Here is a 15,831-nt window from a genome sequence, read left to right as displayed (position 1 = left end):
CGTCAGGTGGGCTGGCCGGCCGCCGCACCGGTGGCCAGGTCGGGACCCCAGCGCTCCAGCGACCGCTCAAGGTCGAGCGGGCCCGGGCGCAGACCGGCGCCCTCGCTCGGCCAGTCCTCGCGGGGGACCCGCCACATCAGCTCGAACTCGTTGCCGTCCGGGTCCTTGGCGTAGAAGGACTTGGAGACCAGGTGGTCGGTCGCGCCGACCAGCGCACCGAGTTCGTTGAGCCGGGCGCCCAGCTCGGCCAGTTCGCCGAGCGTGCCGACCTCCCAGGCCAGGTGGTAGAGGCCCACTCTGCCCTGCTCGGGGCCGGGGGCGTCGGCGCCGATCGCGAACAGGCCCAGGTCGTGGTCGTTGAGGCTGCCCGGTGCGCTGAGGAAGGCGGCCCGGCCGGGGATCAGGTGGTCGAGCCGGAAGCCGAAGACGTCGGTGTAGAACTCGACCGAGCGGTCGACGTCGCGGATCCAGAGCACCGCGTGGTTGAGGCGGCGGACGGGCATGGTGGGGCTCCCGGTGGGTGGGTGCGGACGGCGGCGCGTGCGTCCGGTGTGCCGGTGGCGCGCCCGGCCGATCGGCCGGCTGTGGCCGACGCGGCCAGCCTACGCCTGATGAGGTTCAAATTCGAACTACTGCGGTCGGCCGGTGCTGTCGGCACCCTGGCATAGGCTTCACGCGTGGACGAACCGGACCTCTTCACCGCAGCCGCCGAGGAACGCCAGACCAAGGAGCCCGGCCGGGCCCCGCTCGCCGTACGGATGCGCCCGCGCACCCTCGACGAGGTCGCGGGCCAGCGGCAGCTGCTGAAGCCCGGATCACCGCTGCGCCGCCTGGTCTCCGGCGCCAAGGGCCCGGCGGCCACCAGCTCGGTGATCCTCTGGGGCCCGCCCGGCACCGGCAAGACCACCCTCGCCCATGTCATCAGCCAGGCCGTCGAGGGCAGGTTCGTCGAACTCTCCGCGATCACCGCCGGGGTCAAGGAGGTCCGCGCGGTGATCGACGGCGCGCGCCGGGCCGTCGGCATGACCGGCCGGGAGACGGTGCTCTTCCTGGACGAGATCCACCGCTTCTCCAAGGCCCAGCAGGACTCGCTGCTGCCCGCCGTGGAGAACCGCTGGGTCACCCTGATCGCCGCCACCACCGAGAACCCGTACTTCTCGGTGATCTCCCCGCTGCTCTCCCGCTCCCTGCTGCTCACCCTGGAGTCGCTCACCGACGAGGACATCCGCGCCCTGCTGCGCCGCGCGGTGGCGGACGAGCGCGGGCTGGCCGGCAGCGTGGAGCTGAGCGGTGAGGCCGAGGACCACCTGGTCCGCCTGGCGGGGGGAGACGCCCGCCGGGCGCTGACCACGCTGGAGGCCGCGGCCGGCGCGGCGCTGGAGAAGGGCGAGCCGGTCCTCACCCTCGCCACCACCGAGACGGCCGTCAACCAGGCCGCCGTCCGCTACGACAAGGACGGCGACCAGCACTACGACGTCGCCAGTGCCCTGATCAAGTCGATCCGGGGCAGCGATGTGGACGCCACCCTGCACTACCTGGCCCGGATGATCGAGGCGGGCGAGGATCCGCGCTTCATCGCCCGCCGCCTGATGATCTCCGCCAGCGAGGACATCGGCCTGGCCGACCCGACCGCGCTGCCCACCGCCGTCGCCGCCGCCCAGGCGGTCGCGCTGATCGGCTTCCCCGAGGCGCGGATCATCCTCTCCCAGGCCGCCATCGCGCTCGCGCTGGCGCCCAAGTCCAACGCCGCGTACCTGGCGATCGACGCCGCGCTGGCCGACGTCCGGCAGGGGCTGGCGGGCGCCGTACCGGCGCACCTGCGGGACGCGCACTACGGCGGCGCGGGCAAGCTCGGCCACGGGCAGGGCTACCAGTACCCGCACGACCTGCCCGGCGGGATCGCCGCACAGCAGTACGCGCCGGACGCCGTCCACGGCAAGGCGTACTACCACCCGACCAGGCACGGCGGGGAGACCCGGTACGCGGACGTCGTCGAGTGGACCAGGAGCAGGCTCCGGGGCGAGTGAAGGCGAGTGAATCCGGCCGTGGCCGAGGGGGCGGATGATCGACGGTATACTCGGTCCGAGTGCCATGTCCCGGGCACGGCGGTGGGGTGTGCACCCGGCCGACCGGCCGCACCAGCGGGGCACCGGCCGACGACCCCCTCGGGGGTCGTGACATGGAGCGTTGCGCACCGGTTCCGGTGTCGCGGGCAGCCCACCACCCCAGGGGCGGTGGGCCGTACGTGTACAAGCACAGACGTGCCCGGCTGCGGAGAGCGGCTGACCATCCCCGGATGGTTTTCTCCGGGTCGCGAGAGGCAACCTCCGTCAACACCTGGTGAAGCCGTATTCGAAAAGCAAGAGAGGTAATGGTTCATGGCGAACCAGAAGCGCCCCAAGGTCAAGATTGCCCGTGCGCTGGGCGTCCCGCTGACCCCGAAGTCCGTCAAGTACTTCGAGGCCCGCCCGTACCCGCCCGGCCAGCACGGCCGTGGCCGCAAGCAGAACTCTGACTACAAGGTCCGTCTGACCGAGAAGCAGCGTCTGCGCGCGCAGTACGACCTCAGCGAGAAGCAGCTGGCCCGCGCCTTCGAGCGTGCCAAGAAGGTCCAGGGCAAGACCGGTGAGGCCCTGATCGCCGAGCTCGAGACCCGTCTCGACGCCCTGGTTCTGCGTTCGGGCATCGCCCGCACCATCTACCAGGCCCGTCAGATGGTCGTGCACGGCCACATCGAGGTCAACGGCGGCAAGGTCAACAAGCCGTCGTTCCAGATGAAGCCGGGCTACGTCGTCACCGTGCGCGAGCGCAGCAAGGCCAAGACCCCGTTCGAGATCGCCCGTGAGGGTGGCAACGCGGGTGAGGGTCAGACCCCGAAGTACCTCGAGGTCAACCTGAAGGCCCTGGCCTTCCGCCTGGACCGCGCGCCGCAGCGTCGCGAGGTCCCGGTCGTCTGCGACGAGCAGCTGGTCGTCGAGTACTACTCGCGCTGACCCGCGAGCAGTGCCCTTGCGGCATCGAACCCCCGCGGCCTTCGGGCTGCGGGGGTTCACCCCTTTCCGGGGCCGTGTCCCCCGGGGCTGCCTTTCCGGGGCCCTCCGGTGTCGGCGGCTGGGGACCGGGGAGGGCTACAGGAGGCGGGCCGGAGCGGCGAGTTCGGTGCCGCGGCCGACAACCGACCTCAGGCACGCTCGATCCCACGCAGTCCCACACCCCGGGCCGAGGGCCGGGGAGACGCACCCGTGAGCGCAAGATCGGCTGCGGAGGGGAATCCGGTCGGGAAAGTACACGTGGTCACGGTAGGGTTCCCCTCTGAGGAAGTTGCAAGGCGAGGGAGCGCGCAAGGTGTCCGTGGGAGAGCTGGCCGGCCTACTGGTGGCCGTGTTCTGGGCGGTCCTGGTCACCCTGCTCGCGGTGGTGCTGGTCCGGCTCTCGCGGGTGCTGAAGGAGGCCACCGTCCTGGTCTCCGCGGTGACCGAGCAGGCCGTACCGCTGCTGGTGGACGCGGGCACGGCCGTCCGCAGCGCCAACGAGCAGCTGGAGCGGGTGGACGAGATCACCGCCAACGTGCAGGACGCCGCCGCCAACGCGAACGCGCTCTCCTCGACCGTCGCCGCCACCATCGGCGGCCCGCTGGTCAAGGTCGCCGCGTTCAGCTACGGCGTGCGCAAGGCGGTCAACCGCCAGCAGGCCACCGTGGCGGTCCCGCAGCAGCCGGGCGAGCGCGAGGAACTGGCCCGGATGATCCGGGCCGAGGTCCGGGCGGCCACCGCACCGCGCACCGGCCTGTTCTCCCGTGTCCGGCGAGCCGTGAGGGGCTGACCATGGTCCGACGAATCTTCTGGATGGCCGTCGGCGCCGGTGCCACCGTCTGGGCCATGAAGAAGGCCGACGAGGCCGTCCACCGGCTGACCCCGGACAGCCTCTCCGGCACCGCGGCCCGAGGCGCCCTGCACGTGGGCGACCTGGCCAAGCGCTTCGCCGCCGACGTCCGCGCCGGGATGACCGAGCGCGAGGAACAGCTCAAGGCCGACCTGGGCCTGGACGGCACCGCCGTGGTCGAGCCGCAGCGCCGCCGTCTCGCGGGCGGCCGAGCGCTGCGCGCCGAGCCCCAGTACCGAGCTATCTCGGCGGCGCCGGGCTCCCCGGCCGCCGCCCTGCCCGCGTCGCACGGTCTTCGCACCACCCCCCAAGGCACCACCCCCCAAGCCATAGCTGCAACGCCCCGACAGCTCGAGGAGCTGCCGGGCAGCACACCCAACCGGAAGGACCACTGATGGAGTCGGCAGAGATCCGCCGCCGCTGGCTGCGATTCTTCGAGGAGCGCGGGCACACTGTCGTTCCGTCGGCGTCCCTGGTCGCCGACGACCCCACCCTGCTGCTGGTCAACGCCGGCATGGTGCCGTTCAAGCCGTACTTCCTGGGCGAGGTCAAGCCCAGCTTCACCCGTGCCACCAGCGTGCAGAAGTGCGTCCGCACCCTGGACATCGAGGAGGTCGGCAAGACCACCCGGCACGGGTCCTTCTTCCAGATGTGCGGCAACTTCTCCTTCGGCGACTACTTCAAGGAAGGCGCCATCAAGTTCGCCTGGGAGCTGCTCACCACTCCCGTCGCGGACGGCGGCTACGGCCTGGAGAAGGAGAAGCTCTGGATCACGGTCTACCAGGACGACGACGAGGCCGAGCAGATCTGGCGCGAGGTCATCGGCGTCCCGTCCGAGCGCATCCAGCGCCTGGGCATGAAGGACAACTTCTGGTCGATGGGCGTCCCCGGCCCGTGCGGCCCGTGCTCGGAGATCAACTACGACCGCGGCCCCGCGTACGGCGAGGAGGGCGGCCCGGCGGTCAACGGCGAGCGCTACCTGGAGATCTGGAACCTGGTCTTCATGCAGTACGAGCGCGGCCACGGTGACGGCAAGGACGGCTTCGAGATCCTCGGCGACCTGCCGAGCAAGAACATCGACACCGGTCTCGGCCTGGAGCGCCTGGCCGCGATCCTGCAGGACGTCGACAACCTCTTCGAGATCGACACCAGCCGGATGATCCTGGACCGGGCCGCCGAGCTCACCGGTCACCGCTACGGCGACGACCACAAGGCCGACATCAGCCTGCGCGTGGTCACCGACCACATCCGCACCGCGATCATGCTGGTCGGCGACGGCGTCACCCCGGGCAACGAGGGCCGCGGCTACGTGCTGCGCCGCATCCTGCGCCGGGCCATCCGCAACATGCGTCTGCTGGGCGCCACCGAGCCGGTGGCCAAGGAGCTCACCGACATCACCATCAAGGCGATGGCCCCGCAGTACCCGGAGCTGGAGAGCGAGCGCAAGCGGATCGAGACGGTGGTCACCGCCGAGGAGACCGCCTTCCTGCAGACCCTGCGCGCCGGCACCAACCTGCTGGACGCCGCTGTCACCGAGACCAGGCAGGCCGGCGGCGCGGTGCTCTCCGGTGAGCAGGCCTTCAAGCTGCACGACACCTACGGCTTCCCGATCGACCTCACCCTGGAGATGGCCGAGGAGCAGGGCCTCCAGGTGGACGAGGCCGGCTTCCGCCGCCTGATGCAGGAGCAGCGGGATCGCGCCAAGGCGGACGCCAAGGCCAAGAAGATGGGCCACGCCGACGTCGCCGCCTACCGCGAGGTCGCCGACCGCTCCGGAGCGTCCGTCTTCACCGGCTACACCGCCACCGAGGGCGAGGCCACCGTGGTCGGCCTGCTGGTGGACGGCGTCCCGGCGCCGGCCGCCAGTGAGGGCGACGAGGTCGAGATCATCCTCGACCGCACCCCGTTCTACGCCGAGGGCGGTGGCCAGCTGGCCGACCAGGGCCGGATCCGGCTGGACTCCGGCGCGGTGGTGGAGATCCGCGACGTGCAGCAGCCGGTGCCAGGGGTGCTGGTGCACTCCGGCGGCGTGCTGTTCGGCGAGGTGGTGCTCGGCGCGTCCGCGTACGCCACCATCGACACCGAGCGCCGCCGGGCGATCGCCCGTGCCCACTCCGCGACCCACCTGACCCACCAGGCGCTGCGCGACGCGCTGGGCCCGACGGCCGCCCAGGCCGGTTCGGAGAACGCCCCGGGCCGCTTCCGCTTCGACTTCGGCTCGCCGTCCGCCGTTCCCGGCAGCGTGCTGACCGACGTCGAGCAGAAGATCAACGACGTGCTGACCCGCGAACTCGAGGTCACCGCCGAGGTCATGACGATGGACGAGGCCCGCAAGGCCGGCGCCATCGCGATGTTCGGCGAGAAGTACGGCGACGAGGTCCGCGTGGTCACCATCGGCGACTTCTCCAAGGAGCTGTGCGGTGGTACGCACGTCGGCAACACCGCCCAGCTGGGCCTGGTGAAGCTGCTCGGCGAGTCCTCGATCGGTTCCGGCGTGCGCCGCGTCGAGGCGCTGGTCGGGGTGGACGCGTACCGGTTCCTGGCCCGCGAGCACACCGTGGTCTCCCAGCTCACCGATCTGGTCAAGGGCCGCCCGGAGGAGCTGCCGGAGAAGATCTCGGGCATGCTCGCCAAGCTCAAGGACGCCGAGAAGGAGATCGAGCGCTTCCGCGCCGAGAAGGTCCTGGCGGCCGCCGCCGGTCTGGCCGACTCGGCCGAGGACATCCGGGGCATCGCCGTGGTCGCGGCCCAGGTCGCCGACGGCACGGGCGCGGACGAGCTGCGCAAGCTGGTGCTGGACGTCCGTAACCGCCTGGGCTCGCGCCCGGCCGTGGTCGCCGCCTTCACCGTGGCCAACGACCGCCCGCTGACCGTGATCGCCACCAACGAGGACGCCCGCTCGCGCGGCATCAAGGCCGGTGAGCTGGTCCGCACCGCCGCCAAGACCCTCGGCGGCGGCGGTGGCGGCAAGGACGACGTGGCCCAGGGCGGCGGCTCCAACCCGGCCGCCGTGGACGAGGCGATCGCCGCCGTCCGCGCCCTGGTCGCGGAGCGCGCCAGCTGATGGAAGAGCAGCAGGAGAAGGTCTTCCGCCGGGGCCGCCGGATCGCCGTGGACGTGGGCGACGCCCGGATCGGGGTCGCGTCCTGCGACCCCGACGGGCTGCTCGCCACGCCCGTGGAGACGGTCCCCGCCGGGGGACGCTCCCAGGCACGGCTCAAGGAGATCGTCGAGGAGTACGACGCGATCGAGGTCGTGGTCGGGCTGCCCCGGTCGCTGAGCGGCAAGGAGGGCCCGGCCGCGGCCAAGGTCAGGGCGTACGCCGGGCGGCTGGCCGCGCTGATCGCACCGGTGGCGGTCCGTCTGGTGGACGAGCGGATGACCACGGTCACCGCCGCCCAGGGCCTGCGGGCCTCCGGGCGGAGCTCCAAGAAGGGCCGTTCGGTGATCGACCAGGCCGCGGCCGTGGTGATCCTGCAGAGCGCCCTCGAGACCGAACGGGTGAGTGGCCGCGCCCCCGGCGAGTGCGTCGAACCGATGAACTGACCGGTCTGGTCTAGCTTCCCTGAGGGGGTCCGTGCGGACGCGTCCGCACGGACCCCCTCGTCGTGTCGTCCACCGACCAAGAGGCCGCCATGACCGACCCGGACTCCACTCCCGGCCTGACCCCCGGACACCTCGGTGCGCCCGTGACCGAGCCTGAGGGCCTGCCCCCGGGCCAGCCGTACGGGTACGAGCCACCGGACCCCAGGCGGCTGCGTACCGCCGTGGCGTGCTGCCTGAGCGTTCTCGCGCTGCTGGCGGTGGCGGGCGCGGTGGTGATCGGCGGGGTGCTGCTCTGGCCGAAGGGGCAGCAGAGGGCGGCCGATTATGTGGGGAACGGCACAGGATCGGTGACGGTGTCGGTCCCGAGGGGCGCCAGTCTCACCCAGATCGGTAAGAGTCTTGTGAAGGCTGACGTGGTGGCCAGTGTCAAGGCGTTCACGGACGCGGCGGCCAACACCCCGGCCGGGACCAGGATCCAGCCCGGCACGTACACGCTGAAGCGGAAGATGTCCGCCGCCGTCGCGCTGGGCGTGCTGCTCGACCCGGCCAACGCCAACGCGCTCACCATCCCCGAGGGCTGGCGGGCCACCCAGATCTACGCCGCGATCGACCAGAAGCTGAAGCTGGCGTCCGGCACCACCCAGAAGACCGCCCAGCAGCAGCTCGGCGACCTGGAACTGCCGCAGATCACCGGAGGGAAGATCGAGGGCTTCCTGTTCCCCGCCACCTACCCCGTCACCGACGACACCAGCGCGGCCGACCTGCTCAAGCAGATGGTGGAGCAGAGCGCACGGGTGCACCAGGAGGAGGGCCTGGAGACGGCGGCGACGGCCAACGGCCAGTCCCCGTACGGGTTGGTGACCATCGCCAGTCTGCTGGAGGGTGAGGCGGACAACTCCGAGGACATGTCGAAGGTCGCCAGGGTCATCTACAACCGCCTGGCGAAGCACATGCCGCTGCAGCTGGACTCGACCATCAACTACGCGCTGGGCCGCTCCACGATCACCACCACCGGCGCGGACACCAAGCTGGACTCCCCGTTCAACACCTATCTGCACCCCGGTCTGCCGCCCACCCCGATCGCCAACCCCGGGCAACAGGCACTGCGCTCGGCCGCCCACCCCGCCGACGGTGACTGGCTCTACTTCGTGACCGTGAAACCGGGTGACACCCGTTTCACCGACAGTCTCGACCAGCAGCAGAAGAACGTCGCCGAGTTCAACGCCAACCAGGCCAAGAGAAGTTCCTCGCCGAGCTCCGCCGGCCACTGACCCGAGGTCGGCCCGGACGGATCGTTTGCTGCGGTACGGTAACGTCCTCTTTCAGGCGTTGCGCTAGCACGCCGGTTCGAGGAGTCACCGGGATCAACTCCCGGGCGGCCGGCCAGTGGGTGCGGTCGGCTCTGTCCTGTCGGTTGGCATAAGGGGTTCGATGACTGATCTGGGCGGGGGCTACCAGCCCCAGGGCGCGCAGCCGTGGCACCCAGGCGACCCCGGATACGGCGGCCAGGAGCAGCAGCCGATGCCGGAGCAGCACCAGCAGACCGGGGCCTGGCAGCAGATCCCGCAACAGCAGCAGGGCCAGCAGTTCGGCCAGGCCCAGTACGTCCAGCAGGGCTATCCGCAGCAGCAGTTCGTGCCGCAGGACCAGTACGCGCAGCAGCCGCAGGTCCAGCAGGCGCAGCCGCAGTTCAACGACCAGACGTACGGCGGCCAGCAGTTCGACGCCCAGCAGCAGGTGCTGCAACAGGCGCAGCAGCAGGGCCAGTTCGCGCAGGGCGGCGGGCAGTACGACCAGTTCGGCTATCCGCAGCAGCAGGTGCAGCAGCAGGTCCAACAGCAGACGATCCCGCAGCAGTTCGTGCCGCAGGGGCAGCCGGGGCAGCCGGGGCAGCAGTTCCCGCAGCAGCAGATGCCGGGGCAGCAGTTCCCGCAGCAGCAGATGCCGGGACAGCCCGGGCAGCAGATCCCGCAGCAGCAGATGCCGCGGATGGCGCAGCCCGCCCCCCAGCAGCCGCAGGCGCCCAAGGCTCCGCGCGTACCGCAGCCCGCGGGCCCGGGGCCGGACGGGATCGACTGGGAGGCCGAGGCCGCCGCGCTCGACACCCCGGCGGCGGCCGAACCGGCCGTCGAGGAGTGGGTCGAGGAGGAGCACCACGACGGGCATGCCGAGGACGCCGGGCACGCCGTCGAGCCGGACCGTCCTTCCCTCTTCGGTGGCGAGGAGGAGCCGGAGACCCGGGACTCCGAGCGCAAGCGCAAGGAGAAGGGCAAGCAGGAGGGCCGCCGCAACCGCGGCGCCTGCCTGATCGTCGCGGTCTGCCTGCTCGGCGCAACCGCCGGCGCGGGCTGGTGGGGCTACGGCTTCTACCAGACGCACTTCGGCCCGCCGCCGGACTACGCGGGCGACGGCAACGGCTCGGTGAACGTGGAGATCAAGACCGGCGACTCCGGTTCGGCGATGGGCCAGGCGCTCAAGGACGCCGACGTGGTCAAGAGCGTCGGCGCCTTCGTCAGCGCGGTCAACAAGAACCCCAAGGGCGCCACGATCCAGCCCGGTACCTACACCCTGGCCCACCAGATGTCGGCCGCGGCCGCGGTGGCCAAGATGGTGGACTCCAACGGTGGCAACGCGCTCACCATCCCCGAGGGCAAGAAGTCCGTCGACATCTACGCCAAGATCGACGCCAAGCTGAAGCTCCCGAACGGCACCACGGCCAACATCGCCAAGGACAAGGTCAACGAGCTCGGCCTGCCCGACTACGCCCACGGCAACATCGAGGGCTTCCTGTACCCGACGAAGTACTCGATCACCGACGGCATGAAGCCCGAGGACCTGCTGAAGCAGATGGTCTCCACGGCCGTCGAGCACTACAAGGCGCTGGACCTGGACACCGGGGCCCAGAAGATCGGTCTCAAGAGCGGTTACGACGTCATCACCGAGGCCAGCATCCTGCAGGCCGAGGGCAACAACTCCGCTGACTTCGCAAAGATGGCGCGAGCCATCTACAACCGCCTGAACACCAACGCCACCGGCCACAAGCTCGGCTTGGACACCACGCTCCAGTACCAGCTCGGCCGGACCAGGATGGAGCAGAAGGAGATCGACGACAAGTCGCTGGCGTACAACACCTATCTCAACCCCGGCCTGCCTCCCGGCCCGATCGGCAACCCGGGCGACGACGCCATCAAGGCGGTGCTGAACCCGACGCCGGGGAACTGGGTGTACTGGATCGCCATGTCGCCGAGCGAGACCCGCTTCGCCTCCACCCCTGCCGAGCACGCGAGCAACGTCAAGGACTACTGCACGGCCCGCGGCCAGGGCTTCGACCCGGTCCGTGTCACCTGCAAGAGCTGAAACGAGCCCCGGCCGGTCATCATGACCGGCCGGGGCTCGCTCGCGGCCGGATCAGTGTCGGCCGCACCTGCTGACAGCCGACTCAGGCGCTGGGCACGGTGCAGTTCGGCCTGCTCGACATGAGCAGGAAGGACATGTGGCTACGGGTGTTGGGGCCGTAGATGCCGTCGGCCGTGATGCCGCCCCGGCTCTGCACACGCAGCACGGCCGCCTTCGTGGCACTGCCGAAGACGCCGTCGACCGTCAGGGACTCACCGTTGCAGTAGTTGAAGCTCTCCTGCAGAGCCTTGACTCCGTCGCCCTGGTCACCGTAGGCGAGGCGGCAGTCGGCACTGTCGCCGCCGATCGCGGGCATGGTGGTGTTGGTGATGCGCCCATCGCACGTCGGCAGCGAGGCCGCGTGCGACGGTGCCGCACCGATCCACAGGGCGGTCGTGGTCATGGCTGCCGCGACGGTGGCGCGGATGAAGCGTGACATAGTTGCTCCTCGTGAGGGTGCCGGTACGGGTGTGGCGTAGGTGCCGCCCGGAGCCTGGCATCCCTCTCCACCTGCTGTCTTTACCTAAACCTGGGGATTGTCCGGTTCTCCGTCGGAGTTGGCCGGATCAGGCACGGAATGGGGAACCCACGTGACGACGTACCACCGGGCAGCCGTGCTCGGCTCGCCGATCGCGCACTCGCTGTCGCCGGTGCTGCACCGGGCGGGGTACGCGGCGCTGGGGCTGGACGACTGGCGGTACGACCGGTTCGAGGTGGGTGAGGACGCTCTGGCCGCCTTCGTCGAGGGGCTGGGGCCGGAGTGGGCCGGGCTGTCGCTGACCATGCCGCTGAAGCGGGCGGTCATTCCGCTGCTGGACGAGGTGAGCGAGACGGCGCTGTCCGTGGACGCGGTGAACACCGTGGTGTTCCACCCGGACGGGCGGCGCAGCGGGGACAACACCGATGTGCCGGGTCTGGTGAACGCGCTGCGCGAGCGCGGTATCGAGCGGGTGGAGAGCGCTTCGGTGCTCGGTGCGGGCGCCACCGCGTCCTCCGCGCTGGCTGCGCTGGCCCAGGTGTGCGCCGGCGAGGTGACAGTGTATGTGCGGAGTGCCGAACGGGCCGCCCAGATGCGTTCGCTCGGTGAGCGGCTCGGGCTGAGCGTCCGGACCGCCGACTGGGAGCGCGGGGCGGAGGCGCTGGCGGCGCCGCTGACCGTCTCCACGACCCCCGCCGGGGCGAGTGACCCGTTCGCCGCGGGGATCCCCGAGCGGCCGGGCGCCCTGTTCGACGTGCTCTACCACCCGTGGCCGACCAAGCTGGTCGCGGCCTGCGCGGAGCGGGGCGCGACGGTGCTGGGCGGGCTGGATCTGCTGGTGCACCAGGCGGTTCTCCAGTTCGAGCGGTTCACCGGGGTGGCGGCCGGTCCGCTGGCGGCGATGCGCGCGGCGGGCGAGGCGGCGCTGGCCGGCGAGTGAAACAGCAGCTGAGCCGGGAGCCGGCCGGAGCTCGGGCCGGGTGGGGCACAGGAACGGGTTCGTGGGCGATCCGACCGTTCCCCGCCGGGGCCGCTGTGCCCAGAAAGCTGTCCGCTGTGCGGACTGGGTCCCGATGGACGGTGCCGACGTGAAAGGATCAGTCCTGTAGCGCGGGCCGGGTTCGGTCCGCCGGATGGAACGCCCGGCCGGGCCGTAGCCGCGAACTGCGGGCCGGGCCGCTGACGAAGGAGCTCCGTTGGGTACGTTGCGCTGGCTGACGGCGGGGGAGTCGCACGGCCCCGCACTGGTCGCGACGCTGGAGGGCCTGCCGGCCGGTGTGCCGGTGACCACCGGGATGGTGGCCGACGCACTGGCCCGTCGGCGGCTCGGCTATGGCCGTGGGGCCCGGATGAAGTTCGAGCAGGACGAGGTCACCTTCCTCGGTGGCGTCCGGCACGGCCTCACCATGGGCAGCCCGGTGGCGGTCATGGTGGGCAACACCGAGTGGCCCAAGTGGGAGCAGGTGATGTCGGCCGACCCGGTCGACCCCGAGGTGCTGGACGGCCTGGCCCGCAACGAGGCGCTCACCCGGCCCCGTCCCGGCCACGCCGACCTGGCCGGGATGCAGAAGTACTCGATCGACGAGGCCCGTCCGATCCTGGAGCGCGCCTCCGCCCGGGAGACGGCCGCCCGGGTCGCCCTCGGTGCCGTCGCCCGCTCCTACCTCAGGGAGACCTGCGGTATCGAGATCGTCTCGCACGTGGTCGAGCTGGCCGCCGCCAAGGCTCCGGCCGGGCTGCTCCCCAAGCCCTCGGACGAGGCCAGGCTGGACGCCGACCCGGTGCGCTGCCTGGACCCGGAGGCCTCCGCCGCGATGGTCGCCGAGATCGACCAGGCGCACAAGGACGGCGACACCCTGGGCGGCGTGGTCGAGGTGCTGGCGTACGGCGTGCCGGTGGGACTGGGCTCGCACGTGCACTGGGACCGCCGACTGGACGCCCGGCTGGCGGCCGCGCTGATGGGCATCCAGGCGATCAAGGGTGTCGAGGTCGGCGACGGCTTCGAGCTGGCCCGGATCCCCGGCTCCAAGGCGCACGACGAGATCGTCTCGACCGCCGAGGGCGTCCGGCGCACCTCCGGCCGCTCCGGCGGCACCGAGGGCGGTCTGTCCACCGGCGAGCTGCTGCGGGTGCGTGCCGCGATGAAGCCCATCGCCACCGTCCCGCGCGCCCTGCAGACCCTGGACGTCCGCACCGGGGAGCCCGCCAAGGCGCACCACCAGCGCTCGGACGTCTGCGCGGTCCCGGCCGCCGGCATCGTCGCCGAGGCGATGGTCGCGCTGGTGCTCGCCGACGCGGTGAACGAGAAGTTCGGCGGGGACAACGTCACCGAGACCCGCCGCAACGTGCAGGGCTACCTCGACCACCTGATCATCCGCTGATGAGCGAGGGAATCGGTCAGCGGGACGCCGGGCGGAGCCACCGGCCGGTCGAGGCCGCGGCCGGGAGCGGTTCGCCCGTGGTCGTGCTGGTCGGGCCGCCCGGGTCCGGCAAGAGCACGGTGGGCCGCCTGCTCGCCGAGCGGCTCGGGGTCGCCTTCCGTGACACCGACGCCGACATCGAGCGGGTGGCGGGCAAGCCGATCCCGGACATCTTCGTCGACGAGGGCGAGCCGCACTTCCGCGAACTGGAGGTGCGGGCCGTCCGTGCGGCCACCGAGACCCACGACGGCGTGCTGGCACTCGGCGGCGGCGCGGTGATGGCCGAGGCCACCCGGGCGCTGCTGGCTGCGCTGCCGGTGGTCTTCCTGGAGGTCGCCCTCGGCGACGCCGTGAAGCGGGTCGGCCTGGACGCGCCGCGCCCGCTGCTCGCCGTCAACCCGCGCGCCCGCTGGCGCGAGCTGATGGAGGCCCGCCGCCCGCTGTACCTGGAGGTGGCCACCGCCGTGGTGGACACCGAGGGGCGCACCCCGGAGCAGGTCGCCGACGCCGTAATCGAAGCACTGGAGCTGAAGAACTCATGACGGACACCGTCACCATTCATGTCGGTGGCAGCGCAGGCCACGATCCGTACGATGTGCTGATCGGCCGTCAACTGCTCGGTGAGCTCGGCAGGCTGATCGGAAAGCAGGCGAAGCGGGTGGCGGTCATCCACCCGGAGGCGCTGACCGCGACCGCCGACGTGATCCGCGAGGACCTGCTCGGCGAGGGCTACGAGGCCATCGTCCTCCAGGTGCCCAACGCCGAGGACGCCAAGAGCGCCGAGGTCGCCGCGTACTGCTGGTCGGTACTCGGGCAGACCGGGTTCACCCGCAGCGACGTGATCATCGGCCTCGGCGGCGGCGCCACCACGGACCTGGCGGGCTTCGTCGCGGCCACCTGGCTGCGCGGGGTGCGCTGGATCTCCATGCCCACCACGCTGCTCGGCATGGTGGACGCGGCGGTCGGCGGCAAGACCGGCATCAACATCGCCGAGGGCAAGAACATGGTCGGCGCCTTCCACCCGCCGGTCGGAGTGCTGGCCGACCTGGCGACCCTGGAGACCGTGCCCAGGCACGACTACGTCTCCGGCCTGGCCGAGGTGATCAAGGCCGGTTTCATCGCCGACCCGGTCATCCTGGACCTGATCGAGGCCGACCCGCAGGGCGCCACCACCCCCGACGGGCCGCACACCCTGGAGCTGATCCGGCGGGCCATCCAGGTCAAGGCCGACGTGGTCTCCGGCGATCTCAAGGAGGCCGGCCGCCGGGAGATCCTCAACTACGGCCACACGCTGGGCCACGCCATCGAGCGCAACGAGCGCTACAAGTGGCGGCACGGCGCGGCGATCTCCATCGGTATGGTCTTCGCCGCCGAACTCGGCCGCCTGGCCGGGCGGTTGGACGACGCCACGGCCGACCGCCACCGCACGGTGCTGGCCTCGGTCGGCCTGCCGCTGACCTACCGGGCCGACGCCTGGCCGAAGCTGCTGGACGCCATGAAGATCGACAAGAAGTCGCGCGGCGACCTGCTGCGCTTCGTCGTCCTGGACGGTCTCGGCAGGACCTCCATCCTGGAGGGCCCGGACCCGTCCCTGCTGGTCGCCGCCTACGGAGAGGTGTCGAAGTGACCCGGGTGATCGTGCTGAACGGCCCCAACCTGGGGCGGTTGGGCAGCCGCGAGCCGGACGTGTACGGCGCCACCTCGTACTCCGGACTGGTCGAGCGCTGCACCGCGCTCGGCAAGGAGTTCGGCTTCGAGGTCGAGGTGCGGGAGACCAACTCCGAGCAGGTGATGGTCGAATGGCTGCACCAGGCCGCGGACGAGGGCACGCCCGTGGTGATCAACCCCGGTGCGTTCACGCACTATTCGTACGCGATGCGGGACGCCGCCGCCCAGCGGACCGCCCCGCTGATCGAGGTGCACATCTCCAACCCGTACGCGCGCGAGGAGTTCCGGCACACCTCGGTGATCGCCGCGGTCGCCTCCGGCACCATCGCGGGCTTCGGCCTCGGCTCGTACGAGCTGGCGCTGCGCGCCATCGCCGAGCAGCTCACCACCCGCTGACACCCGGTCAACGGCGGCTCACACGCTGCCGATCGGCGGCTGACC

At 71.3% G+C, this 15,831-nt stretch carries 15 protein-coding genes; 13 read left to right on the top strand and 2 right to left on the bottom strand.

All coding sequences use genetic code 11. The features are described from left to right. Positions 1-2: 2 nt before the first annotated feature. The gene (locus tag ACSMTC_RS06885; RefSeq protein ID WP_436558750.1) at positions 3-503 is read right to left on the bottom strand and encodes a VOC family protein; all 501 of its coding nucleotides are present in this window, start codon (positions 501-503) and stop codon (positions 3-5) included. A gap of 174 nt (positions 504-677) precedes the next feature. Here ACSMTC_RS06885 and ACSMTC_RS06880 point away from each other — a divergent pair, with 174 nt between their 5' ends. From ACSMTC_RS06880 to mltG (ACSMTC_RS06845), 8 genes are all read left to right on the top strand, one after another. Next, entirely contained in the window at positions 678-2,027 is a 1,350-nt protein-coding gene (locus ACSMTC_RS06880) for a replication-associated recombination protein A (protein ID WP_436558749.1), read from the top strand. A gap of 351 nt (positions 2,028-2,378) precedes the next feature. Then, positions 2,379-2,993, top strand: coding sequence for a 30S ribosomal protein S4 (rpsD, locus tag ACSMTC_RS06875; RefSeq protein ID WP_436558748.1), 615 nt, complete (start codon positions 2,379-2,381; stop codon positions 2,991-2,993). Positions 2,994-3,345: 352 nt separating this feature from the next. Next, entirely contained in the window at positions 3,346-3,822 is a 477-nt protein-coding gene (locus tag ACSMTC_RS06870) for a DUF948 domain-containing protein (RefSeq protein ID WP_436558747.1), read from the top strand. A gap of 2 nt (positions 3,823-3,824) precedes the next feature. Further along, the gene (locus ACSMTC_RS06865; protein WP_436558746.1) at positions 3,825-4,277 is read left to right on the top strand and encodes a DUF6167 family protein; all 453 of its coding nucleotides are present in this window, start codon (positions 3,825-3,827) and stop codon (positions 4,275-4,277) included. Continuing rightward, positions 4,277-6,946, top strand: a complete 2,670-nt coding sequence (alaS, locus tag ACSMTC_RS06860; protein ID WP_436558745.1) for an alanine--tRNA ligase — start codon at positions 4,277-4,279, stop codon at positions 6,944-6,946. The genes ACSMTC_RS06865 and alaS overlap by 1 nt, the downstream gene beginning before the upstream one ends. Next, positions 6,946-7,428, top strand: a complete 483-nt coding sequence (ruvX, locus tag ACSMTC_RS06855) for a Holliday junction resolvase RuvX (protein ID WP_436558744.1) — start codon at positions 6,946-6,948, stop codon at positions 7,426-7,428. The genes alaS and ruvX overlap by 1 nt, the downstream gene beginning before the upstream one ends. Before the next feature lie 89 nt (positions 7,429-7,517). Beyond that, complete coding sequence (gene mltG, locus ACSMTC_RS06850) at positions 7,518-8,699, top strand: endolytic transglycosylase MltG (RefSeq protein WP_436558743.1); 1,182 nt, start codon at positions 7,518-7,520, stop codon at positions 8,697-8,699. 160 nt (positions 8,700-8,859) lie between these two features. Further along, complete coding sequence (gene mltG, locus ACSMTC_RS06845; RefSeq protein WP_436558742.1) at positions 8,860-10,785, top strand: endolytic transglycosylase MltG; 1,926 nt, start codon at positions 8,860-8,862, stop codon at positions 10,783-10,785. An 82-nt stretch (positions 10,786-10,867) separates the two neighbouring features. Here the strand turns inward: mltG (ACSMTC_RS06845) and ACSMTC_RS06840 are convergent, their stop codons facing one another. Then, a complete protein-coding gene (locus ACSMTC_RS06840; RefSeq protein WP_436558741.1) occupies positions 10,868-11,263 on the bottom strand; it encodes a peptidoglycan-binding domain-containing protein in 396 nt (131 codons plus the stop codon). A gap of 151 nt (positions 11,264-11,414) precedes the next feature. On the opposite strand from ACSMTC_RS06840, the gene ACSMTC_RS06835 reads away from it, so the two are divergent. The 5 genes from ACSMTC_RS06835 (at position 11,415) to aroQ (ending at position 15,786) form a co-directional block, all read left to right on the top strand. Continuing rightward, positions 11,415-12,242 (top strand): shikimate dehydrogenase, encoded by an 828-nt coding sequence (locus tag ACSMTC_RS06835; protein ID WP_436558740.1) that lies wholly within the window; start codon positions 11,415-11,417, stop codon positions 12,240-12,242. A gap of 256 nt (positions 12,243-12,498) precedes the next feature. Further along, entirely contained in the window at positions 12,499-13,683 is a 1,185-nt protein-coding gene (gene aroC / locus ACSMTC_RS06830) for a chorismate synthase (protein ID WP_436558739.1), read from the top strand. Beyond that, positions 13,683-14,264 carry a shikimate kinase gene (locus ACSMTC_RS06825; RefSeq protein WP_436558738.1) on the top strand — a complete coding sequence of 194 codons (582 nt, stop codon included), beginning with the start codon at positions 13,683-13,685 and terminating at the stop codon, positions 14,262-14,264. The genes aroC and ACSMTC_RS06825 overlap by 1 nt, the downstream gene beginning before the upstream one ends. After that, the gene (gene aroB, locus ACSMTC_RS06820; protein WP_436558737.1) at positions 14,261-15,349 is read left to right on the top strand and encodes a 3-dehydroquinate synthase; all 1,089 of its coding nucleotides are present in this window, start codon (positions 14,261-14,263) and stop codon (positions 15,347-15,349) included. Before ACSMTC_RS06825 ends, aroB begins: the two co-directional genes overlap by 4 nt. Next, a complete protein-coding gene (gene aroQ / locus ACSMTC_RS06815; RefSeq protein WP_436558736.1) occupies positions 15,346-15,786 on the top strand; it encodes a type II 3-dehydroquinate dehydratase in 441 nt (146 codons plus the stop codon). The genes aroB and aroQ overlap by 4 nt, the downstream gene beginning before the upstream one ends. The last annotated feature ends 45 nt before the right edge of the window (positions 15,787-15,831 follow it).

It is taken from the genome of Kitasatospora sp. HPM-01-4 (assembly GCF_051374625.1).
Taxonomy (GTDB): domain Bacteria; phylum Actinomycetota; class Actinomycetes; order Streptomycetales; family Streptomycetaceae; genus Kitasatospora.
This window is presented reverse-complemented; position numbering and strand designations above follow the sequence as displayed.

Excerpts from the sequence above, each read along its gene's own strand:
- ruvX (WP_436558744.1), top strand. The coding sequence starts at position 6,946 with ATGGAAGAGCAGCAGGAGAAGGTCTTCCGCCGGGGCCGCCGGATCGCC.
- mltG (WP_436558743.1), top strand. The coding sequence starts at position 7,518 with ATGACCGACCCGGACTCCACTCCCGGCCTGACCCCCGGACACCTCGGT.
- ACSMTC_RS06865 (WP_436558746.1), top strand. The coding sequence starts at position 3,825 with ATGGTCCGACGAATCTTCTGGATGGCCGTCGGCGCCGGTGCCACCGTC.
- ACSMTC_RS06825 (WP_436558738.1), top strand. The coding sequence starts at position 13,683 with ATGAGCGAGGGAATCGGTCAGCGGGACGCCGGGCGGAGCCACCGGCCG.
- aroB (WP_436558737.1), top strand. The coding sequence starts at position 14,261 with ATGACGGACACCGTCACCATTCATGTCGGTGGCAGCGCAGGCCACGAT.
- ACSMTC_RS06840 (WP_436558741.1), bottom strand. The coding sequence starts at position 11,263 with ATGTCACGCTTCATCCGCGCCACCGTCGCGGCAGCCATGACCACGACC.
- alaS (WP_436558745.1), top strand. The coding sequence starts at position 4,277 with ATGGAGTCGGCAGAGATCCGCCGCCGCTGGCTGCGATTCTTCGAGGAG.
- mltG (WP_436558742.1), top strand. The coding sequence starts at position 8,860 with ATGACTGATCTGGGCGGGGGCTACCAGCCCCAGGGCGCGCAGCCGTGG.
- ACSMTC_RS06885 (WP_436558750.1), bottom strand. The coding sequence starts at position 503 with ATGCCCGTCCGCCGCCTCAACCACGCGGTGCTCTGGATCCGCGACGTC.
- rpsD (WP_436558748.1), top strand. The coding sequence starts at position 2,379 with ATGGCGAACCAGAAGCGCCCCAAGGTCAAGATTGCCCGTGCGCTGGGC.